The sequence below is a fragment of the Aeromonas sp. Y311-2 genome (assembly GCF_027706025.1).
In the GTDB taxonomy this organism is placed as follows: domain Bacteria; phylum Pseudomonadota; class Gammaproteobacteria; order Enterobacterales; family Aeromonadaceae; genus Aeromonas; species Aeromonas veronii.
Window position 1 is genome coordinate 56,132 of the sequence record NZ_JAPDCL010000020.1, and the last position, 19,601, is coordinate 75,732.

General features: G+C 58.9%; 21 protein-coding genes. 18 read left to right on the plus strand and 3 right to left on the minus strand.

Going from position 1 to position 19,601, the window contains the following annotated elements; all coding sequences use genetic code 11:
• Nucleotides 1-31: 31 nt before the first annotated feature.
• The 11 genes from OKC42_RS17090 (at nucleotide 32) to OKC42_RS17140 (ending at nucleotide 10,839) form a co-directional block, all read left to right on the plus strand.
• Nucleotides 32-1,543, plus strand: a complete 1,512-nt coding sequence (locus OKC42_RS17090) for an NAD(P)H-hydrate dehydratase (RefSeq protein WP_270820324.1) — start codon at nucleotides 32-34, stop codon at nucleotides 1,541-1,543.
• Nucleotides 1,544-1,553: 10 nt separating this feature from the next.
• Nucleotides 1,554-2,027 carry a tRNA (adenosine(37)-N6)-threonylcarbamoyltransferase complex ATPase subunit type 1 TsaE gene (gene tsaE, locus OKC42_RS17095; protein ID WP_005339056.1) on the plus strand — a complete coding sequence of 158 codons (474 nt, stop codon included), beginning with the start codon at nucleotides 1,554-1,556 and terminating at the stop codon, nucleotides 2,025-2,027.
• Between the two features lie 23 nt (nucleotides 2,028-2,050).
• Nucleotides 2,051-3,739 (plus strand): N-acetylmuramoyl-L-alanine amidase, encoded by a 1,689-nt coding sequence (locus OKC42_RS17100; RefSeq protein WP_259584041.1) that lies wholly within the window; start codon nucleotides 2,051-2,053, stop codon nucleotides 3,737-3,739.
• Nucleotides 3,740-3,811: 72 nt separating this feature from the next.
• Nucleotides 3,812-3,934 (plus strand): hypothetical protein, encoded by a 123-nt coding sequence (locus OKC42_RS17105; protein WP_265177011.1) that lies wholly within the window; start codon nucleotides 3,812-3,814, stop codon nucleotides 3,932-3,934.
• A gap of 3 nt (nucleotides 3,935-3,937) precedes the next feature.
• On the plus strand, nucleotides 3,938-5,809 hold the full coding sequence (gene mutL, locus OKC42_RS17110) for a DNA mismatch repair endonuclease MutL (RefSeq protein ID WP_270820327.1): 1,872 nt from the start codon (nucleotides 3,938-3,940) through the stop codon (nucleotides 5,807-5,809).
• The gene (gene miaA / locus OKC42_RS17115; protein WP_043822987.1) at nucleotides 5,799-6,728 is read left to right on the plus strand and encodes a tRNA (adenosine(37)-N6)-dimethylallyltransferase MiaA; all 930 of its coding nucleotides are present in this window, start codon (nucleotides 5,799-5,801) and stop codon (nucleotides 6,726-6,728) included. Before mutL ends, miaA begins: the two co-directional genes overlap by 11 nt.
• Before the next feature lie 72 nt (nucleotides 6,729-6,800).
• A complete protein-coding gene (gene hfq, locus OKC42_RS17120) occupies nucleotides 6,801-7,064 on the plus strand; it encodes an RNA chaperone Hfq (RefSeq protein WP_005339045.1) in 264 nt (87 codons plus the stop codon).
• A gap of 63 nt (nucleotides 7,065-7,127) precedes the next feature.
• Nucleotides 7,128-8,414, plus strand: coding sequence for a ribosome rescue GTPase HflX (gene hflX, locus OKC42_RS17125; RefSeq protein WP_005339043.1), 1,287 nt, complete (start codon nucleotides 7,128-7,130; stop codon nucleotides 8,412-8,414).
• A 91-nt stretch (nucleotides 8,415-8,505) separates the two neighbouring features.
• Nucleotides 8,506-9,657 (plus strand): FtsH protease activity modulator HflK, encoded by a 1,152-nt coding sequence (gene hflK / locus OKC42_RS17130; protein WP_005341060.1) that lies wholly within the window; start codon nucleotides 8,506-8,508, stop codon nucleotides 9,655-9,657.
• A gap of 3 nt (nucleotides 9,658-9,660) precedes the next feature.
• Nucleotides 9,661-10,545 (plus strand): protease modulator HflC, encoded by an 885-nt coding sequence (gene hflC / locus OKC42_RS17135; protein WP_005339038.1) that lies wholly within the window; start codon nucleotides 9,661-9,663, stop codon nucleotides 10,543-10,545.
• 105 nt (nucleotides 10,546-10,650) lie between these two features.
• Nucleotides 10,651-10,839, plus strand: a complete 189-nt coding sequence (locus OKC42_RS17140; protein ID WP_159143056.1) for a DUF2065 domain-containing protein — start codon at nucleotides 10,651-10,653, stop codon at nucleotides 10,837-10,839.
• 85 nt (nucleotides 10,840-10,924) lie between these two features.
• On the opposite strand, the gene ispB is transcribed toward OKC42_RS17140, so the two are convergent.
• Nucleotides 10,925-11,896 (minus strand): octaprenyl diphosphate synthase, encoded by a 972-nt coding sequence (ispB, locus tag OKC42_RS17145; protein WP_005339034.1) that lies wholly within the window; start codon nucleotides 11,894-11,896, stop codon nucleotides 10,925-10,927.
• Between the two features lie 242 nt (nucleotides 11,897-12,138).
• Here ispB and rplU point away from each other — a divergent pair, with 242 nt between their 5' ends.
• The 4 genes from rplU to OKC42_RS17165 all read left to right on the plus strand — a co-directional run bounded on the left by rplU (nucleotide 12,139) and on the right by OKC42_RS17165 (nucleotide 15,865).
• On the plus strand, nucleotides 12,139-12,450 hold the full coding sequence (gene rplU, locus OKC42_RS17150) for a 50S ribosomal protein L21 (RefSeq protein ID WP_005304210.1): 312 nt from the start codon (nucleotides 12,139-12,141) through the stop codon (nucleotides 12,448-12,450).
• A gap of 17 nt (nucleotides 12,451-12,467) precedes the next feature.
• Nucleotides 12,468-12,725 (plus strand): 50S ribosomal protein L27, encoded by a 258-nt coding sequence (gene rpmA, locus OKC42_RS17155; protein ID WP_005339028.1) that lies wholly within the window; start codon nucleotides 12,468-12,470, stop codon nucleotides 12,723-12,725.
• Between the two features lie 200 nt (nucleotides 12,726-12,925).
• Nucleotides 12,926-14,128 carry an Obg family GTPase CgtA gene (gene cgtA / locus OKC42_RS17160; RefSeq protein WP_005339026.1) on the plus strand — a complete coding sequence of 401 codons (1,203 nt, stop codon included), beginning with the start codon at nucleotides 12,926-12,928 and terminating at the stop codon, nucleotides 14,126-14,128.
• 366 nt (nucleotides 14,129-14,494) lie between these two features.
• Entirely contained in the window at nucleotides 14,495-15,865 is a 1,371-nt protein-coding gene (locus OKC42_RS17165; protein ID WP_064338715.1) for a YjiH family protein, read from the plus strand.
• Between the two features lie 84 nt (nucleotides 15,866-15,949).
• Here OKC42_RS17165 and OKC42_RS17170 read toward each other — a convergent pair whose 3' ends face one another.
• Complete coding sequence (locus OKC42_RS17170; protein WP_106842265.1) at nucleotides 15,950-16,288, minus strand: hypothetical protein; 339 nt, start codon at nucleotides 16,286-16,288, stop codon at nucleotides 15,950-15,952.
• A 303-nt stretch (nucleotides 16,289-16,591) separates the two neighbouring features.
• Here OKC42_RS17170 and OKC42_RS17175 point away from each other — a divergent pair, with 303 nt between their 5' ends.
• The 3 genes from OKC42_RS17175 to OKC42_RS17185 all read left to right on the plus strand — a co-directional run bounded on the left by OKC42_RS17175 (nucleotide 16,592) and on the right by OKC42_RS17185 (nucleotide 18,655).
• Entirely contained in the window at nucleotides 16,592-17,581 is a 990-nt protein-coding gene (locus OKC42_RS17175) for a luciferase-like monooxygenase (RefSeq protein WP_042054888.1), read from the plus strand.
• A gap of 3 nt (nucleotides 17,582-17,584) precedes the next feature.
• The gene (locus OKC42_RS17180; protein WP_174218986.1) at nucleotides 17,585-18,031 is read left to right on the plus strand and encodes a bleomycin resistance protein; all 447 of its coding nucleotides are present in this window, start codon (nucleotides 17,585-17,587) and stop codon (nucleotides 18,029-18,031) included.
• A gap of 123 nt (nucleotides 18,032-18,154) precedes the next feature.
• Complete coding sequence (locus tag OKC42_RS17185) at nucleotides 18,155-18,655, plus strand: 2TM domain-containing protein (RefSeq protein ID WP_076492785.1); 501 nt, start codon at nucleotides 18,155-18,157, stop codon at nucleotides 18,653-18,655.
• A gap of 118 nt (nucleotides 18,656-18,773) precedes the next feature.
• Here the strand turns inward: OKC42_RS17185 and OKC42_RS17190 are convergent, their stop codons facing one another.
• The gene (locus OKC42_RS17190) at nucleotides 18,774-19,595 is read right to left on the minus strand and encodes a symmetrical bis(5'-nucleosyl)-tetraphosphatase (RefSeq protein WP_069555848.1); all 822 of its coding nucleotides are present in this window, start codon (nucleotides 19,593-19,595) and stop codon (nucleotides 18,774-18,776) included.
• Nucleotides 19,596-19,601 lie beyond the last annotated feature (6 nt).

Consider the following 19,601-nt stretch of genomic DNA (forward strand, 5'->3'; position numbering starts at 1 on the left):
GTGGGTCGATTGATAAGAGGCGGGAGCCGTCATGGTAGAGATCATCAGGGGCGCGTTGGGCACAAAAGAGGGGAGCAGTTTACCACAGGGGTTGTGGCAGACTGAACAGATCCGCGCACTGGAGCGCAACTGGGCCGCGCGTGAGGGGCAACCTCTCTATGCCCTGATGGAGCGAGCCGGTGCCGCGCTGCGCACCTATGCCACCCTGCATTGGCCCGACAGTCGCTGCTGGTGGATCTTCGTCGGCCCCGGCAATAACGGCGGTGATGGCTATGTGCTGGCCCGCCTTGCCCGCCAGATTGGCATTGAGGTGGTGGTGATTGCCGCCAGAGCACCCGACCAGCTGAAGGGGGATGCCAGACGGGCCGCCGATGAGTGGCTGGCGGCCGGTGGCCGGGTCTGGCTGGCCGAGCAGTTTGATAAGGACCAGCACTCCGCCCCGGATCTGGTGGTTGATGCCCTGTTTGGCACCGGTGTCAACACGCCCCTCTCGCCACTACTGACAAAGATCGTCGCAACAATCAATGGCTTGGCTGTGCCCGTGCTGGCGGTGGATCTCCCCTCCGGCCTCAACGGCGATACCGGCCGTGCCATGGGGGCCGTGGTGCAGGCCACGCGCACCCTCACCTTTATCGGTATCAAGCAGGGGATGCTCACCGGCGACGGGGTGGATTGTGTCGGCCAGCTTGACTGTGATCCCCTTGGCGTCACGCCGGATGACACTATGCTGCCCGCTGCCTGGTGTATCGATTATCCGCAGCTGAGCACGCAACTGACCCCGCGCCAGCGCGCTTCCCACAAGGGCTCTTATGGCAAGGTGCTGCTGGTGGGGGGCAATCGCGGCATGCAGGGGGCCATCGTGCTGGCGGCCCGCGCCTGCCTGCGGGCGGGGGCCGGGCTGGTGCGGGTGTGTCAGCATCCGGATCATCCACCGGTCAGCCTCTATCAACCCGAACTGATGAGTCTCACTACCGCTGATGACGAGGGGTGGGCGTCGGTGCGGGTCATTGGCCCCGGGCTCGGTCAGGATGAGTGGGGACGCGCGCAAATCGCCCGTTATCTCACCGAACGGCTGCCACTGGTTTTGGACGCCGATGGATTGAATTGGCTGGCGCAATCTCCCCGCCATCAGGATAATTGGGTGCTCACGCCCCATCCCGGTGAAGCTGCGCGCCTGCTGGGATGCACCATTGCCGAGATTGAAACCGACCGGTTTGCCGCCGTGCAGGCGCTGCAGCGGCGTTATGGCGGTGTGGTGTTGTTAAAAGGGGCGGGAACACTTATTTATGACGGCGAGCGGGTCGCTCTCTGTTGTGAAGGCAATCCCGGCATGGCAAGTGGCGGGATGGGCGATCTGTTATCTGGTATAATCGCCGCCCTTTTGGCCCAGGGCTGGTCTGCCACCATGGCAAGCTGGCTGGGCGCCGTGATCCACGGCGAGGCTGCAGATCAGGCCGCCGCTGACGGCGAGCGGGGCATGCTGGCGTCAGATCTGCTGCCGCTGATCCGCAAACTGGTTAATCCCGACACCATTACAAGTTAAAAAGAAGAACATGGCAAAACAGTTGATGATGACACTGCCGGACGAGGCAGCAACCGTGGCACTGGGTGGCCGTCTGGCACAGGCCTGCCAGCAGGCGACCACAGTGTTTTTGCATGGCACGCTTGGCGCCGGTAAAACCACCCTGACCCGCGGCTGGGTGCAGGGCCTTGGCCATCAGGGTAAGGTAAAAAGCCCGACTTACACCCTGGTCGAACCCTATGAGCTCGATGGTTGGCAGGTCTACCATTTCGATCTCTATCGCCTGGCTGATCCGGAAGAGCTGGAATTCATGGGCATTCGGGACTATTTTGCCGCCAACACTCTCTGTCTGGTGGAGTGGTCCGAGAAGGGCGAGGGCTGGTTACCGGCTCCCGACCTGGAAATTACCCTCACTTATGTAGGCGAGCAGCGCGAGGTTCTGATAGAGGCTCGCACTGCTATTGGCGAAGCCATTCTGGAACGGTTGTCATCTACGTGCGCTTGATCCTTGTTATTGCTCTCTCTTTGATGGCGTTACCCTCCTGGGCGAATCAGCTCAAGAGCGTACGAATCTGGCCATCACCGGATAACACCCGGGTGGTGCTCGACATGAGCAGCGCCCCCAATTACAACTACTTCACCCTCACCGGCCCGGATCGGCTGGTGATCGATCTGAAAGGGGCGAGCAACGCCGCCAATCTTGCCCGGATCGAGAACAACAGCGAACTGGTGCGCAAGATCCGCCAGAGTACACCGCTGGAGAAGGGCGGTCTGCGGCTGGTGATGGATCTCAGCTCCGCCATCAAGCCGGTGGTCTTTCCGTTGGCGCCAGCCGGCCCCTATGGCCACCGTCTGGTCATCGACCTGCCTTATGAAGAGAAGCGCTCGGCGGCTGCGGTGCAAGCCACGCCCGTCGGTGGCAAGGGCAAGGGGGTGGTGATTGCTATCGACCCTGGCCATGGCGGGGAAGACCCGGGCTCCATTGGCCCGCGTCGTACCTACGAGAAGCGGGTCACGCTGGCGGTCTCCCAGAAGCTGGCTGCACTGATCGACCGCGAGCCGGGGATGCGCGCCGTGCTGACCCGTCGTGGCGACTATTTCGTCGACCTCAACAAGCGCTCCGAGATTGCCCGCAAGGCCAAGGCGGATCTGCTGGTGTCGGTCCATGCGGACAGCTTCCATAACTCCACTCCGCGCGGCGCCTCTGTCTGGGTCCTCTCGACCAACCGTGCCAACCGCGAGATGGGCAGCTGGCTGGAGAAGCAGGAGAAGCAGGGCGAGCTGCTGGGCGGTGTCGGCAAGGTGTTGGCGGAATCCGATCCCAACCCCTATCTGGCACAGACCTTCCTCGACCTCTCCATGGACAAGTCCCGTGCCGAAGGATATGACGTCAGCCGCCAGATCCTGCGCTCCATGGGCAAGGTCGCCCGACTGCACAAGAAGGCGCCGGAACATGCCAGTCTGGCGGTGCTGAAGGCGCCGGATATTCCATCCGTGCTGGTCGAAACCGGCTTTATCTCCAACCATGCGGAAGAGAAGCTGCTGGCCACCGCCAGCTATCAGGACCAGCTGGCCCGCGCCATCTTCGAGGGGATCCGCAACTACTACCGCGCCCACCCGACCAAGGGGGCCATGCTGACCGGCAAGGGGCAGGTGAGCCAACCTGCCGCTACTCGCCCTGCACCGGTAGCCCGGCAGCCGGTGAGCCAGCCCAGGCAGACACAGTCGCAGCCGGTAGTGACCAACAAGATGCCCGCCACCGCCCGCGACGGCGGTGCTGGGAGCGGCTCTGGCGCCGGGGTGATCAAGCCTTACTCGGCGGCAGCGCAGGAGAGCGGTGCACCGGTCAGCAGTGTGGGGGACTATGACAAATCGCGGATGCTCCGCCATGTGGTCAAACGGGGCGAGAGCCTCTCTCGCCTTGCCGAGAAGCATGGGGTGAGTCAGTCCACTCTGGTGGAGATCAACCAGCTGCGCAGCCGGGATATTCAGATCGGTCAGACCATCTATATTCCCCAGCAGGGGCAGAGCCGTAGTGCCGCCCCCGTTCGCAGTGACGACAAGTCGCAGATGACCCGCCATGTGGTCAAGCGGGGCGAGAGCCTCTCCCGCCTTGCCGAGAAACATGGGGTGAGTCAGGCACGGCTGGTGGAGATCAACAAGCTCAAGTCGCGGAATATTCAGGTAGGGCAGGTGCTCTACATTCCGCAAAACTGACGTGCGGGGCGGGTGATGCCGCTCCCGCTGTTAGCGAATACCATCAGCAAGATTGAAATTCAGGAGCAAGTTATGCCGATCCGTATATTGCCCCCTATCCTTGCCAACCAGATTCCGGTTGGTGGAGAGGTGGTGGAGCGGCCCTCCTGGAGCCTTAAGAGACTGACCATCCGCAAGATTGAAATTCAGGAGTAAGTGATGCCGATCCGTATTTTGCCACCCATTCTGGCCAACCAGATTGCAGCCGGAGAGGTGGTGGAGCGGCCCTCATCTGTGGTGAAAGAGCTGGTGGAAAACAGCCTGGATGCGGGGGCCGACCGGGTCGAGATCGACATCGACAAGGGGGGGGCCAAGCTGATCCGCATCCGTGACAACGGCTGTGGCGTCGCCAAAGACGAGCTGGTGCTGGCGCTGTCGCGTCATGCGACCTCCAAGGTGGCCACGCTGGACGATCTGGAAGGGATCAACAGCCTCGGTTTTCGTGGCGAGGCGCTCGCCTCTATCAGCTCGGTTTCCCGTCTCACCTTCACCTCCCGTACTGCAGATCAGTCCGAAGCCTGGCAAGCCCAGGCGGAAGGGCGCGAGATGAGCGTCACCATCAAGCCGGCGGCCCATCCGGTGGGCACCACGGTGGAGGTGGTGGATCTCTTCTTCAATACCCCCGCGCGGCGCAAGTTCATGCGCAGCGAAAAGACCGAGTTTGCCCATATCGATGAGCTGGTGCGCCGCATCGCGCTCTCCCGCTTCGATGCCACCCTGATCCTGCGCCACAATGGCAAGGTGGTGCGCCAGTACAAGGCCGCCAATACCGTGCCGGAGCAGGAGCGACGTCTCGCCGCCGTTTGCGGCACTCCCTTCATGCACCATGCGCTGGCGGTGGAGAGCGAGCATAGCGACGTGCGGCTGTGGGGCTGGCTGGCGACTCCGGAGGGGGCAAGACCGCAAAACGATCTGCAATACACCTACGTAAACGGCCGGATGATGCGCGACAAGCTCATCAACCACGCCATTCGTCAGGCCTATGACGAGTTGTTGCCTCCCGACCGCTTCGCCGCTTATGTGCTCTATATCGAGCTGGATCCCCGTCAGGTGGATGTCAACGTCCACCCGGCCAAGCATGAGGTGCGCTTCCATCAGGCGCGGCTGATCCACGACTTTATCTTTCAGGCGCTGTTTACTGCGCTGCGCCGCGAAGGGGTGAGCGCCGCTCATCAGGACACTCCGCTGGCCGAAACCCTGGTCGAGTTGCCGGTCAGTCCGCAGATTGAATATCCCGGTCAGGCACCGCGTACCGAGTGGTACGGTGCCGAGCACAGCTACCGGGCACCTGCACAGGTGCGGGAGGGGGGCGGTGGGGCTGGCCGAGCCAGCAATTATCAACCGCCCGAGCCGCCGAGCCGGGAGGCGATGCGCGGCATGGGCGCTCTGCTCACTACGCTGCCTATCGCAACTGCGACTGAGGCTGCTCCCACACAGTCCACCGACACGGTGCCGTCACCCAAACAGGGGGGATGTCGCGCCCTGGCACTGGTGGCTCAGGCTTACCTGTTGATCGAGCGTGATAATCAGCTGGCGCTGCTTTCGCTGGTACGCGCCGAGCGGGTGCTGCTACGCCACTGGTTGCTGGAGACCTGGGGTCAGGGGCTGGCGGCCCAGCCACTGTTGCTGCCGGTCTCCTTCAAATTGCCGAAGAATTTGGTCGCGCTGGCGACCGAGCAGGAGCGTTTGCTGAAACGGATGGGGCTTGAGTTGAAAAGCGGGGGGCGCGACACCATGATCCTGACTCGGGTGCCAGCTCTGCTGCGCCAGACCGATCTGGTGCGTCTGTTACCCGAATTGCTGCAAATTATCGAGGGCGGATCTGACAGTGATGCTGGTCAGCAGGCTGAAGTATTATGCCAATGGCTGGTGGAGCAGGGGATAAGCCGCGAGAAGATATACGATTTTTCAACTGCCAGTCGTCTGCTGACGGAACTTGTGACCGATTTCAGTGACCAACTGGCAGACATTCGCATGGTGCGCCCGCTTTCGCTGGCGACCGTGCTGGAGGAGTTTGAACATGGCGAGTGACTTGCCGACCGCAATTTTTCTGATGGGGCCGACGGCCTCCGGCAAGACGGATCTCGCCATTGAACTGTGCCAGGCATTGCCTTGCGACATTATCAGCGTCGATTCTGCGCTGATCTATCGCGGCATGGATATAGGTACGGCCAAGCCGACTGCCGATGAGCTGGCGCGGGCCCCGCACCGGCTGATCAACATTCTTGACCCGGCCTTGAGCTATTCGGCAGCCGATTTTTGCAGGGATGCCCTGCGAGAGATGAAAGAGATCGTCGATCGTGGCCGCATTCCGCTGCTGGTGGGCGGCACCATGCTCTATTTCAAGGCGCTGCTGGAGGGATTGTCCCCATTGCCCTCCGCCGATCCCGCCATTCGTGCCGGGATTGAGGAAGAGGCTGCCCGCCTCGGTTGGCAGGCGTTGCACGATGAGCTGGTGCGCATTGACCCGGTGGCCGGGGCGCGAATTCACCCCAATGACCCGCAGCGGCTCAGCCGGGCGCTTGAGGTCTACCGTATCAGCGGCAAGACCCTTACCGAGCTGACGCAGGTACAGGGGGAGGGATTGCCCTATCGGGTGCAGCAGTTTGCCATCGCTCCGAGCGATCGCGCCGTGCTGCATCAGCGGATCGAACTGCGCTTTGACAAGATGCTGCAAGGCGGCTTTGAACAGGAGGTTCGTGCGCTGATGGCGCGCGGCGATCTGCACCCGGATCTCCCCTCCATTCGCTGTGTGGGTTATCGCCAAATGTGGGACTACCTGTGTGGTGAAGTGGGGTATGATGAGATGCGTTATCGTGGCATTGTTGCCACACGCCAATTGGCAAAACGACAGATGACCTGGTTGCGCGGCTGGCCCGATGTGACCTGGTTGGAATCTGGTGAGTCTGGCAATCTCGACCGCGTGCTTGCTCGCGCTGGTGCGGCTTGACACTCCCTGTATAATCAGGTTGTTATATTGATATTCGGTGTTTAAAAACAACAAACTATAAGGAAAAGAAAAATGGCTAAGGGGCAATCTCTCCAAGACCCGTTTTTGAATGCGCTGCGCCGTGAGCGGATTCCTGTTTCTATCTATTTGGTGAACGGCATCAAACTGCAAGGTCAGATCGAGTCTTTTGACCAGTTTGTTATCCTGCTGAAAAACACCGTGAGCCAGATGGTTTACAAGCACGCCATCTCGACTGTCGTACCGGCCCGTGCCGTCAATCATCACCAGCCCACTCCGGGTGGCGCGGCTGATGAACAGGGTGATGCCGAGGCGTGATATCCCTGGGCGAGTCGACTCGCCAACTCAGATTCATCATGATTCCTGTTAAGGAGCAAGCGCTTGTTTGACCGTTATGAAGCTGGCGAACAGGCCGTTCTGGTGCATGTCAACTTCAGTGATGAGGGTGAGCGGGAGGATCTGGAAGAGCTCAAGATGTTGGTGAGCTCGGCCGGAGTCAATGCGCTGGGGGTAATTACCACCAGTCGCAGTGCGCCCAGTGCCAAATTTTTTGTCGGCAGTGGCAAGGCTGAAGAGATTGCGTCCCAAGTCCAGATGCTGGATGCCGACGTCGTCATCTTCAACCATGCCCTGACTCCCGCCCAGGAGCGCAACCTGGAGCGTCTGTTCCAGTGCCGGGTGGTGGATCGAACCGGCCTGATCCTCGATATCTTTGCCCAGCGCGCCCGAACCCACGAAGGTAAACTGCAGGTCGAACTGGCCCAGTTGCGCCATCTTTCCACTCGTTTGGTGCGAGGCTGGACCCACCTTGAGCGTCAAAAGGGCGGGATCGGTCTGCGTGGCCCGGGTGAAACCCAGCTTGAAACTGACCGACGTCTGCTGCGGGAACGCATCAAGGCGATTTTGCGTCGGCTCGACAAGGTGGCCAAGCAGCGGGAGCAGGGACGCCGCGCCCGCAACCGTAATGAAGTACCGACGGTGTCACTGGTTGGTTATACCAACGCCGGAAAGTCCACTTTGTTCAACCAACTTACAGCTGCCAGCGTGTATGCTGCCGACCAATTGTTCGCAACTCTGGATCCCACCCTGCGTAAACTGGTGATCCGGGATGTGGGTGATGTGATTTTGGCGGATACAGTTGGATTTATTCGACACTTGCCCCATGATCTGGTCGCGGCCTTCAAGGCGACCCTGCAGGAGACCCGTGAAGCGGATCTGCTGCTGCATGTGGTGGACTGTGCCGATGAGCAGATGCAGGAGAATATCGACTCCGTGCAGCAGGTATTGGCCGAGATCGAAGCCGATGACAGGCCCCAGCTGATGATCTGCAACAAGATCGACAAGCTGGCGGATCGTCCGGCAGGTCTGGAGCGAGATGACGAGGGGCGCCCGTTGCGCGTCTGGTTGTCGGCCCAGACCGGTGAAGGTTGTGAGCATCTGTTTACGGCGCTGACCGAATTGCTGGCTGGCTCCATGGTGCATCACACCCTGCAGTTGCCTCCTTCTGCCGCGAGATTGCGCAGTGCGCTCTATCAGCTGAAAGGGATTGAGCAGGAAGGTTTTAGCGAGGAGGGTGATTTCGTGCTGGAAGTCCGCTTGCAAGTGGCCGACTGGAACCGCCTCGTGAAACAGGAAGGTGAGAGTTTACAACGCTTTATCAGGCATTGATTCGTTGATGAAGATGAACCCTTAGGGGCTTCGCGACGTATGACGGCCCGATAGAGATGATATCCATCCGCATGTATTAATGGAGACGCTGATGGCTTGGAATGAGCCTGGTAACAACGGCAAAGACCGTGACCCTTGGGGGAATAACGGCAAGAATCAGGGACCCCCTGATCTGGATGAAATGCTGCGCAAAGTGAGTCGCCGTTTCGGTGGCTTGTTTGGTGGCGGCAAATCTGGCGGCGATGTAGGTCGCTTTGGTATCTCCATCGCGCTGGTTGTGGCTGTGGTGGTGTGGGTCGTCAGCGGCTTCTACACCATTCGCGAAGCGGAGCGTGGTGCCGTGCTGCGGTTTGGCAAGTTTTCCCATATTGTCGAGCCGGGCCTGCGCTGGAAGCCGACCTTTATCGATCAGGTGATCCCGGTGGACGTCGAGTCCGTGCGCTCCCTGCCTGCCTCCGGTTTCATGCTGACTCAGGATGAGAACGTGGTACGGGTCGAGATGGACGTGCAGTACCGTGTCGTCAATCCCGAGCAATATCTGTTCAGCGTGACCAATGCCGACGAGAGTCTGGGTCAGGCCACCGATAGCGCCCTGCGCTATGTAGTGGGTCATACCCGGATGGATGACGTCCTGACTACCGGTCGTGAGAAGGTGCGTCAGGAGACCTGGCAGGTGATCGATGGCATCATCGAGCCTTACCAGATGGGTCTGCAGATCGTCGACGTCAACTTCCTGCCGGCGCGTCCGCCGGAAGAGGTGAAAGACGCGTTTGATGACGCAATCTCCGCTCAGGAAGATGAACAGCGCTTCATTCGTGAAGCAGAAGCCTATGCCCGTGAAGTGGAGCCCAAGGCCCGTGGTCAGGTGAAGCGTCTGGAGCAGGAAGCGGAAGCTTACAAATCCCAGATCGTGTTGAAAGCCCAGGGTGAAGTTGCTCGCTTCAACGAGCTGCTGCCCCAGTATCTGGCTGCTCCCGAGCTGACCCGTGAGCGTATCTATCTGGAAACCATGGAAGAGCTCTATCAGCAGGCCAACAAGGTGGTGGTTGACATGCCGGCTGGCAACAACAGCATGATCTACCTGCCGCTCGACAAGCTGTCTGGCAAGCCGAAGGTAACCCAGTCTGATCGTGCCACTGCCGCCCCGGTCACAGAGCAGGTCCCCGTTTCCAACGAGGGTGCCAACTCTACCCCGACAATGCCGCTGCGTAGCGGTGACCGCTTCAGCTCAGGGAGAAACTGATAGATGAAAAAGCTAGCTATTGGTGCAATCGCTGTCGCGGCCATGGTCTGCTTCTCTTCTGTCTTTATCGTTGATGAAGGTCAGAAGGGGATTGTGGTGCAGTTTGGCAAGGTGAAGCGGGTTGACTCCGGTGAACCCCGCCTCTATGAGCCGGGCCTGCACTTCAAGGTGCCGCTCATCGACCAGGTTCGCAAGATGGATGCCCGCATCCAGACCATTGACAGCCAGGCCGACCGTTTTGTCACCTCCGAGAAGAAAGACCTGATCATCGACTCCTACGTGAAGTGGAAGATCGAGGATTTCTCCAAGTACTACCTGGCAACCGGTGGTGGCAACAAGCTGCAGGCGGAAGATCTGCTCAAGCGCAAGATCAATAACGGTCTGCGTTCCGAGATCGGTAACCGCACCATCAAAGACATCGTCTCCGGTGAGCGCAGTACCGTGATGGAAGATGCCCTGAAGAAGATGGCGCGCTCCTCCGAGCTCGGCATCAAGGTGGTGGATGTGCGGATCAAGCAGATCAACCTGCCGGTGGAAGTCTCCAACTCCATTTACCAGCGGATGCGTGCCGAACGTACCGCAGTCGCCCGTGAGCACCGCTCTCAGGGTCGCGAGAAGGCTGAAATCCTGCGTGCCGATATCGACCGCAAGGTGACCGTCATGATCGCCGACGCCGAGAGTAACGCTCGCCAGCTGCGCGGTGAAGGGGATGCGGAAGCCGCCAAGATCTATGCCGACAGCTACAAGAAAGACCCCGAGTTTTTCAGCTTCGTGCGTAGCATGGAGGCCTATCGCAAGAGCTTTGCCGGTGGCAACGACCTGATGGTATTGAAGCCGGACAGCGAGTTCTTCCGTTACCTCAAGTCTCCTCACGGCACCAAGCAGTAATCGCCACGAGGTCACATTCAAAGGGTCTGCATTGTCAGACCCTTTTGTTTTTGGTGCCAACGCCAGCCGTCGACCCAGGGGGCTGGTTGCATTGAAGGAGGTCGGATGCTGACATCCATGCTGATGGGGTTGGGATTGCTGTTATTGTTCGAGGGGCTCGGCCCGCTGCTGATGCCCAGGGCATGGCAGCAGATGTTACGGCTGCTGAGCGATCAGCCACCGGAGCAGTTGCGCCGTATCGGCGGCTCGTTAGTGGTTGCGGGTGGCGTGATCCTCTGGATGCTGAGTCGCTGAGTCTGGCGCAATGCACGCACAGTTCAGCAGATAGCAGACAATAAAAAAGAGGCCGAAGGCCTCTTTTTTCATGCATCCCGTTTACTCAGGCACTGCGCTGCACGGCCATGTGGGCCAGTGTTTCCAGTGCGTGCTTGTGTGGGGAGTCAGGCAGGATGGCGAGGGCGGCAATGGCCTTGTCGGCCTCTTCCCTAGCTCGCATGCGGGAGTACTCCAGCGCGCCGGTACGGTCGAGAATGCCGAGGATCTGCTCAAGATGCTCCATGCCGTTGCGGTGCTCGATGGCATCGCGCACCAGCTGGCGCTCTTCCGGCGTACCCACTTCCATGGCGCGCAGCAGCGGCAGGGTCGGTTTGCCTTCGGCCAGATCGTCGCCGACGTTCTTGCCCATCTCTTCGCTCTGGGAGCAGTAGTCCATCACGTCATCGATGATCTGGAACGCGGTGCCCAGATACTTGCCGTAATCGGTCATGGCCTGCTCGACGGGCTCGGGCTGATGAGTCAGCACGGCTGCAAGGCGAGTGGCGGCCTCGAACAGCTTGGCGGTCTTGCAGTAGATGACCGTCATGTAGCTCTCTTCGGTGGTATCCGGATCGTTGCAGTTCATCAGCTGCAATACTTCTCCTTCGGCGATGGTGTTGGTGGCATCCGAGAGGATCTCCATCACCCGCAGGTTGGAGAGTTCGGCCATCATCTGGAAGGAGCGGCTATAGAGGTAGTCACCGACCAGCACGCTGGCGGCATTGCCAAACATGGCGTTGGCGGTCTCCCGGCCACGGCGCAGGTCGGATTCGTCGACCACGTCGTCGTGCAGCAGGGTAGAGGTGTGAATGAATTCGATGATGGCGGCCAGTTTCAGGTGATCCTCACCCTCATAGCCCAGCGCACGCGCAGCCATCACGGTCAGCATGGGGCGCATCCGTTTCCCGCCGGCGCTGACAATGTAGAAACCCAGCTGATTAATCAGACTAACGTCGGACTGGAGTCGGGCCAGGATCAGTTCATTGACCGCCGTCATGTCGGCGGCACAGAGCGCACGGATAGTCTGTTGGTCCATAAGTCTCGTAACGTGACAGCAGCAATAACTGCGATTTTAGTAATGGCAGGGATTCTACACGATTTCACAATGGGTTACAGTTAGGCGTTTATCCACGGCGGCAGATATGCGCACAAAATAAACTTTTTGCTAAATTGGCCTTGCCTGAGCAGATCGATTTGCGTAGAATGCCCGCCCATTGTTATAGGTTTTTGCGCATGTCTAGCCTTGAGCAAAAGACATGCCTTTACGGAGTTAATCAAATGTACGCGGTATTCCAAAGCGGCGGAAAACAACACCGTGTGGCCGAAGGTCAAATCGTTCGTCTGGAAAAGCTGAACGTTGAGACTGGCGCTACCATCGACTTCAACGAAGTTCTGATGGTTGCTGCAGGCGACACTTTTAAAGTAGGTGCTCCTTTCGTTGAAGGTGGCAAGGTTGTAGCTGAAGTTGTGGCTCACGGCCGTGGCGAGAAAGTGACTATCGTCAAGTTCCGTCGTCGTAAGCACCATCGTAAGCAAGCGGGCCACCGTCAGTGGTTCACTGAAGTCAAAATCACTGGCATCAGCGCTTAATTAGAGGAGTCCGATAAATGGCACACAAAAAAGCTGGCGGTTCATCCCGCAACGGTCGCGATTCTGAAGCTAAACGCCTGGGCGTGAAGCGTTTCGGCGGCGAAACAGTTCTGGCTGGCAGCATCATCGTTCGTCAACGTGGTACCAAGTTCCACGCTGGCACCAACGTCGGTCTGGGCAAGGATCACACCCTGTTCGCAACCGCGACTGGCAAAATCCTGTTCGAAGTTAAAGGTCCGCTGAATCGTAAGTACGTTAGCATCGTTGCTGAGTAATTACGGACCGCAAGGATCCGAAGCCCCGCCAACAGGCGGGGCTTTTGTTTTTCTGACGTCTTTCTGATGTCGTTGACGAAAAAACGGAACGCAGCTGACTTTGGCTCTGACGGGCATGATTGGCAAGATGCGTATCGCCCGCAGGGGTCTGTACCACTATAATTGCGTATCGGTTTTTCGAATTAAGGTGACGGTTACCTATGAAGTTTGTTGATGAAGTCCAGATTCGAGTCGATGCCGGTGACGGTGGTAACGGTTGTGTAAGCTTTCGCCGTGAAAAATATATTCCCAACGGTGGTCCGGACGGCGGTGACGGTGGTGACGGTGGTGACGTATATCTGATCGCCGACGAGAACCTCAATACCCTGATCGACTACCGTTTCGAGCGTTTCCATGCTGCCGAGCGCGGTGAGAATGGCCAGAGCGCCAACTGTACCGGTCGCCGCGGCAAGGACAAGATCCTGCGTGTGCCGGTCGGTACCCGAGCGACCGATGAAGATACCGGTGAACTGCTGGGGGATCTGACCCACCACGAGCAGAAGCTGCTGGTTGCCAAAGGTGGTTTCCACGGTCTGGGCAACACCCGCTTCAAGAGCTCCGTCAACCGTGCTCCCCGCCAGAAGAGTAACGGTACTCCTGGTGAAGTGCGTACCCTGAAGCTGGAGCTGCTGCTGCTGGCCGATGTCGGCATGCTGGGTCTGCCCAACGCAGGCAAGTCTACCTTTATTCGCGCCGTTTCTGCGGCTCGCCCGAAAGTGGCTGATTACCCCTTCACTACCCTGGTACCGAACCTGGGTGTGGTGCGTGGTGAAAACTCCCGCTCCTTCGTGATCGCCGATATCCCTGGTCTGATCGAAGGTGCTGCCGAAGGCGCAGGTCTGGGTATCCGCTTCCTGAAACACCTCGAGCGTTGCCGCGTGCTGATCCACCTGGTGGATATCTGCCCGGTTGATGGCTCCGATCCTGCTGAAAATGCCGTGACCATCGTCAAGGAGCTGGAGAAGTACAGCCCGGAACTGGCTGGCAAGCCGCGCTGGTTGGTGTTTAACAAGATGGATCTGATCCTGGAAGAAGAAGCCCAGGAGGTGATGGATCGCGTCAAGGCGGCCCTGAACCACGAAGGTCCGGTCTATGCCATCACTGCCATCAGCAAGGAAGGCACCAAGAAGGTCTGCTACGACATTCTGGATCTGCTGGATACCATGCCCCGTCAGCTGGCGGAAGATGCCAAAGACGCCATCGAGAAGGTGGAGTTCAAGTGGGACGACTACCACAAGAACCAGCTGGCCAAGGCTGAAGCGGAAGCACTGGCTGCCTCTCTTGCCTTCGATGAAGGGCTTGATGATGACGATTGGGATGACGACGAAGATGATGGCGTTGAAGTCATCTACGTCCGTGACTGATCCCCGTCACTCTCATTGAAAACCGGAGCCTGAACAGGCTCCGGTTTTTTTATGTCTATCGAGCAGCAACTCATTAGGTATATTTGTGATGTCACTTATTGCCTGCTACTGATAACCGATTATACTGCCCACCAAAATTAACAATAACGAAACAATCATCTGGCGATGTCGATTGAATCGATATGCGCCGCTGTATCTTATTGTTTTAATGGAAGGTTTACCTGTGGAAATATTTATGCGCAGATTTCTGCCTTAAGGGCTTGTTTGTGCATTTTTTTAGAGTATTCTTGCGCCCGTTTTGCCGGTTAATGCATGAATACGCAGGTTGGCCGGGCTAGGGAAAAGTAACATTAGGGCAGTCATATCATGTTGGAAAAGAGTCTCGAAGCACCTGCGGTCAATACTCGCCGTAATTTGTTGATGTTTCTGGTTCCGTCACTTATCGGGATCCTGCTGTTCATGACGCCGGTCGTCTATGACGGTAACGTCACCATCCCGGTGGCCGTGCTGGCCAAGCTGGTACAGCGCGTTTTTGCCGATTATCTGGTCGCCATGGTCAGTGCGGTGATCACCACCACCATGCTGATGACGCTGATTGCCTGGCTGTTCAAGCCAGCGATTCTGGTGCGTCGTCCTTTCCTCAACAGTTTGTTCAATGTCTCCCCTTTCTGGGCCTGCGTGCGGGTATTGGGCGGTATCTTCGTGCTGCTGACCTTCTTCCAGGTGGGGCCAGAGGTGCTTTACTCCGGCGCAACCGGTGGACTGGTGCTCAACGATCTGCTGCCGGTGCTGTTTTCGGTCTTCATTTTTGCCGGCCTGCTGCTGCCGTTGCTGCTTGATTTCGGGCTGCTGGAATTTGTCGGCACCATGATGACCCGCATCATGCGTCCTGTCTTCCGGTTGCCGGGCCGCTCCGCAGTGGACTGCTTTGCCTCCTGGCTTGGCGATGGCAGCGTCGGCATCCTGCTGACCAGCAAGCAGTACGAAGGGAAGTTCTATACCCAGCGTGAAGCCGCGGTGATTGGCACCACTTTCTCTGCTGTCTCCATCACCTTCTGTCTGGTGGTGATCTCCCAGGTGAAGCTGGAGCACATGTTCGTCCCCTTCTACCTGACCGTCTGTCTGGCGGGGGTGGTTGCCGCCATCGTGGTGCCGCGTTTGCCGCCACTTTGCTGGAAGAAGGACATCTATGCCGATGGCACTCCCCTGTGCCGCAAGCAGGAAGCAGTGCCGCACCAGCACAGCGTGATGAGCTATGGTTTCGAGCGTGCCCTGACCAAGGCTGACAGCATGACTGATCTCGGCGCCGTCGCGCGGGAAGGGGTGAAGAATGCACTGGATATGGTGTTTGGTGTGCTGCCGGTGGTGATGGCGATCGGTACCTGCGCCCTGATGCTGGCCGAACATACCCCTATCTTCAACTGGCTTGGCGCCCCGTTTGTCCCCTTGCTGGAGCTGCTGCAACTGCCGGAGGCGGAAGCGGCGTCCAAGACCATCATGGTCGGTTTTGCCGACATGTTCATTCCGGCGGTGCTGGCCTCGACCATCGAGAGCGACATGACCCGCTTCGTGATTGCCGCCATGTCGGTAACCCAGCTGATCTATATGTCGGAAGTGGGCGCCCTGCTGCTGGGCAGCAAGATCCCGGTCAAGCTATGGGAACTGTTCGTTATCTTCCTGCTGCGCACTCTGGTTACCTTGCCGGTTATCGCCGGGGTGGCACACCTGCTGTTCTAAGGGTGCTGCGCAGTGAAAAACGGTCAACCTCGGTTGACCGTTTTCTTTTTCGCTGTAACGGGAGAGAGCACCCCTTCGGTTGGCTCAGCCTGTAGTGACGGGACACTGGATGGTCAGCGAGAGGATTGTGTTGGCGATGCGATAGGGCTTGGCTGCTTTGTAGACCTTCTTTTCGTCGTCATAGCTTCCCCCCAGATACTGGGTGCTGTAGAGCGTCTGCTGGCGGCGGTCGGTCTCCTTGTAACCTTGCGGGCAGGTCTGGTTGGCCTGCTGGAAGCAGGCTTTCATGCTGCTGCACTCGATATAGAAGCCGCGCTGGCTGGTATCGGCAAGGTGCACCGGGGTGACGGTGGGGGCGGGGGGAGACAACAGGGCGCAGCCGGACAGCGTCAGCGCGCCCAGCAGAACGAGATGTTTTGACATAGATAACCTGAACAGTGTGGTGTGACAAAGAGTGAGGGGGAGTCTGTTGCTCCCCCTTCGCTATAGGGGCACCGTTATAACCAGCCCGGGGCGCTCAGGCCAGCCCGCAAATGTAAGAAAATATGATCCCCCCAGGCATGCGCGGCCAGCAGGATGAGCGTTCAAACAATACTTGCCTGAGATTTGTTCCGTTCGATTGCTGCCGCTTGGCAGGCAGAGTGTGGCAGGAGATAGTGATTCATTCAGGTATCCCGTGCTACATTGCCCCACTTGTTACTGGCCTGTAAATCAATGGAGTGACCCATGTCTGCCATCCCCTATTCCGTGCTCGATCTGGTGCCTGTTGCCGAAGGTTCCGTGCCTGCCGAGTCGTTTCGCCGTTCACGGGATCTTGCCCGCCATGCCGAGGGTTGGGGTTACCAGCGCTACTGGCTTGCCGAGCATCACAACATGCCTGGCATTGCCAGTGCCGCCACCTCGGTGCTGATCGGCCATCTGGCCGAAGCCACCACCACTCTGCGGATCGGGGCGGGTGGCATCATGCTGCCGAACCACTCGCCACTGGTGATTGCCGAGCAGTTTGGCACTTTGGCTTCTCTCTATCCCGACCGCATCGATTTGGGCCTTGGTCGCGCCCCCGGTACCGATCAGCGCACCATGCGGGCGCTACGGCGTATGCGCAGTGGCGAGGTGGATGATTTCCCAGCCGATGTGCGCGAGCTGATGAGCTATTTTGGCGACGAGATTGGCGCGGTGCAGGCGGTGCCCGGCCAGGGGCTGCATCTGCCTATTTGGTTGCTGGGTTCCAGCCTTTACAGCGCGCAACTGGCGGCGGCGATGGGCTTGCCGTTCGGTTTTGCCTCCCATTTTGCTCCCGCCATGTTGCTGCAGGCGCTGGAGATCTATCGTAGCCAGTATCGCCCCTCTGCTCGCTGGCCCAAGCCCCATGCGGTGGTCTGTATCAATATGATCGCCGCCGACAGCGAGCGCGAAGCCCGCTTTCAGTTCACTACCGTGCAGCAGCAGTTTTTGCGCCTCCATCGCGGTGATGCGGGCAAGCTGCCCGCGCCGGTCGTCCAGCTTGGCGACGAGTGGGCGCCCCGTGAGCTGATGGCGATGGAGCAGACCCTTGCCCGCTCGCTAGTGGGAGACCCGGAGCAGGTTCGTCACGGCCTCAAGGCCCTGCTGGCGGAAACCCGTGCCGATGAGCTGATGTTCAACGGTCCTATCGTCGATCATCAGGCCCGACTGCGCTCCTTTGAAATTGCCGCCGAGCTGATGCAGAGCCTGTAAGCCATGACGAACCCTACTGTCGCGGTGGATGAGGTGTATTGGAATCCCATGGTACCGGAGCTGTCGGTTACCGATCTGGCTCGATCTCTGGTTTTCTATACCGGTTTGTTGAGCTTCTCGGTCCGCTATCGGCGTGATGACCCTCCTTTTGCTTATCTTGAACAGCAACAGGTACAACTGATGCTGGAGCAGGTACATCCGGCGGGTTGGCAGGTCGGGGCGCTGGAGCCACCGTTCGGTCGGGGGATCAATCTGCAGATGGAGCTGACCGAGATCCAGCCGCTACTCGACCGCTTGCAGGCCGCCGAGATTGCACTTTTCCGGCAGCCCACTGAGGTCTGGTATCCAGTGGGTGAGATGCTGGCCGGGCAGCGCGAATTTTTGCTGCAGGATCCCGATGGTTATCTGTTACGGTTTGTGCAATATCTGGGGGAACGAGCGGCTGACTGACAAGATCAAAATATTAACCATCTGATTTTAAAGGACTGTCAGATGTATGTCGGCTATCTGTCGTGTCATCTTTCGCGGCGCAAGCCCTATGCTGGCCCTGTCAATTACCACAAGGAGTTCGAGATGATCGTCAGGAAGTTGAGATTGCAACGGGGTTGGTCCCAGGATCAGTTGGCAACGTTGACTGGTTTGAGTGTCCGCACTATCCAGCGGATCGAGCAGGGGCAGCAACCCGGACTGGAATCTCTCAAGGCCCTGGCTGCCGTCTTTGAACTCGATGTGGCTCAACTGGATGGATCAAAGCAACAGGAGCGCGAGATGAGAGGAAGTGACACTATGGGTCAGGATGCGGTGCAGGTATCGGCAGAGGAGCGGGCGGCAATGCGCTATGTGGAGGAGCTCAAGGGCTTCTATCACCATGTCGCCAGCTACGTGGTGGTGATCTGCGGGCTGTTTGTCATCAACTACCTGAGCAATCCGGAGTACATCTGGGCCTGGTGGCCAACCCTGGGATGGGGGCTGGGACTTGCCTCCCATGCTGTTCGGGTGTTTCAGCCCTTCAAGCTGTTTGGCCCCGAGTGGGAGCGGCGCCAGATCGAGAAGCGGCTGGGGCGCAAGTTGTAACTTCATTCGCCGGAAAACAGGGAACCTAAACAGCAAGCCCGGCAACCTGCCGGGCTTTGTTATTGGTGCGGGTTGTGGCCATCCGTGCGGCAGCAATCGCCTGATTGCTGCGCACTTTCTAGCTGGCGTGAACCGGGCAGGGGGTGGTGATCAGGGCATCATCTTCATAACGCCACAGGGTCAGGCTGTTGCCCCAGACGCAGCCGGTATCGAGCGCCTTGATATCGCTCTTGCCGGTGTTGCCCATCAGGGCCGCCCAGTGGCCGAACACCAGAATGGGGTCATCCACGTGGTGTTCGCGCTGTTCGAACCAGGGACGCAGCCCCGGGGTCGACTCCTTGGGCCCCTTCTTGCATTTGAAGTCGAGACGACCGTCGAAATAGCAGAAGCGCATCCGGGTGAAGGTGTTGATGATGTAGCGGTAGCGGTCGATCCCGACCAGATCATCTTTCCAGCCATCGGGCTGGTCGCCGTACATGTTGTGCAGCAGCCAGCTGTACTGGTCACCGCGCAGCAGGCTCTCTACCTCGCGGGCGCAGTTGCGGGCGGTGCGGACATCCCATGCGGGGGAGATCCCGGCATGCACCATCATGATGGGCAGATCCGGATGTTCGGCCAGCAGCGGGCGGTGGCGCAGCCACTCCAGCAGTTCATCCCGATCAGGGGCATCCATCAGGCTTTGCAGCTTGTCTTTCTTCTTGAGCGGTGCAACGCCATCGGCGACCGCCAGCAGGTGCAGGTCGTGGTTGCCGAGCACGGTAACTGCACGGTTGCCCAGCCCTTTGACAAAACGCAGGGTATTGAGGGAGTCCGGGCCGCGGGCGACCAGATCGCCGCAGAGCCAGAGCACGTCTTGGTCGGGATCGAACGCGGCAAGATCCAGCAGACGGCGCAAGTCGTCGTAACAGCCCTGGATGTCACCGACAAAACAGTTCGCCATGAAACC

What these genes read in the sequence shown, in the direction of transcription:
- OKC42_RS17090 (WP_270820324.1), top strand. Translation starts at nt 32, where the DNA reads ATGGTAGAGATCATCAGGGGCGCGTTGGGCACAAAAGAGGGGAGCAGT.
- tsaE (WP_005339056.1), top strand. Translation starts at nt 1,554, where the DNA reads ATGGCAAAACAGTTGATGATGACACTGCCGGACGAGGCAGCAACCGTG.
- OKC42_RS17100 (WP_259584041.1), top strand. Translation starts at nt 2,051, where the DNA reads ATGGCGTTACCCTCCTGGGCGAATCAGCTCAAGAGCGTACGAATCTGG.
- OKC42_RS17105 (WP_265177011.1), top strand. Translation starts at nt 3,812, where the DNA reads ATGCCGATCCGTATATTGCCCCCTATCCTTGCCAACCAGATTCCGGTT.
- mutL (WP_270820327.1), top strand. Translation starts at nt 3,938, where the DNA reads ATGCCGATCCGTATTTTGCCACCCATTCTGGCCAACCAGATTGCAGCC.
- miaA (WP_043822987.1), top strand. Translation starts at nt 5,799, where the DNA reads ATGGCGAGTGACTTGCCGACCGCAATTTTTCTGATGGGGCCGACGGCC.
- hfq (WP_005339045.1), top strand. Translation starts at nt 6,801, where the DNA reads ATGGCTAAGGGGCAATCTCTCCAAGACCCGTTTTTGAATGCGCTGCGC.
- hflK (WP_005341060.1), top strand. Translation starts at nt 8,506, where the DNA reads ATGGCTTGGAATGAGCCTGGTAACAACGGCAAAGACCGTGACCCTTGG.
- hflC (WP_005339038.1), top strand. Translation starts at nt 9,661, where the DNA reads ATGAAAAAGCTAGCTATTGGTGCAATCGCTGTCGCGGCCATGGTCTGC.
- OKC42_RS17140 (WP_159143056.1), top strand. Translation starts at nt 10,651, where the DNA reads ATGCTGACATCCATGCTGATGGGGTTGGGATTGCTGTTATTGTTCGAG.
- ispB (WP_005339034.1), bottom strand. Translation starts at nt 11,896, where the DNA reads ATGGACCAACAGACTATCCGTGCGCTCTGTGCCGCCGACATGACGGCG.
- rplU (WP_005304210.1), top strand. Translation starts at nt 12,139, where the DNA reads ATGTACGCGGTATTCCAAAGCGGCGGAAAACAACACCGTGTGGCCGAA.
- rpmA (WP_005339028.1), top strand. Translation starts at nt 12,468, where the DNA reads ATGGCACACAAAAAAGCTGGCGGTTCATCCCGCAACGGTCGCGATTCT.
- cgtA (WP_005339026.1), top strand. Translation starts at nt 12,926, where the DNA reads ATGAAGTTTGTTGATGAAGTCCAGATTCGAGTCGATGCCGGTGACGGT.
- OKC42_RS17165 (WP_064338715.1), top strand. Translation starts at nt 14,495, where the DNA reads ATGTTGGAAAAGAGTCTCGAAGCACCTGCGGTCAATACTCGCCGTAAT.
- OKC42_RS17170 (WP_106842265.1), bottom strand. Translation starts at nt 16,288, where the DNA reads ATGTCAAAACATCTCGTTCTGCTGGGCGCGCTGACGCTGTCCGGCTGC.
- OKC42_RS17175 (WP_042054888.1), top strand. Translation starts at nt 16,592, where the DNA reads ATGTCTGCCATCCCCTATTCCGTGCTCGATCTGGTGCCTGTTGCCGAA.
- OKC42_RS17180 (WP_174218986.1), top strand. Translation starts at nt 17,585, where the DNA reads ATGACGAACCCTACTGTCGCGGTGGATGAGGTGTATTGGAATCCCATG.
- OKC42_RS17185 (WP_076492785.1), top strand. Translation starts at nt 18,155, where the DNA reads ATGATCGTCAGGAAGTTGAGATTGCAACGGGGTTGGTCCCAGGATCAG.
- OKC42_RS17190 (WP_069555848.1), bottom strand. Translation starts at nt 19,595, where the DNA reads ATGGCGAACTGTTTTGTCGGTGACATCCAGGGCTGTTACGACGACTTG.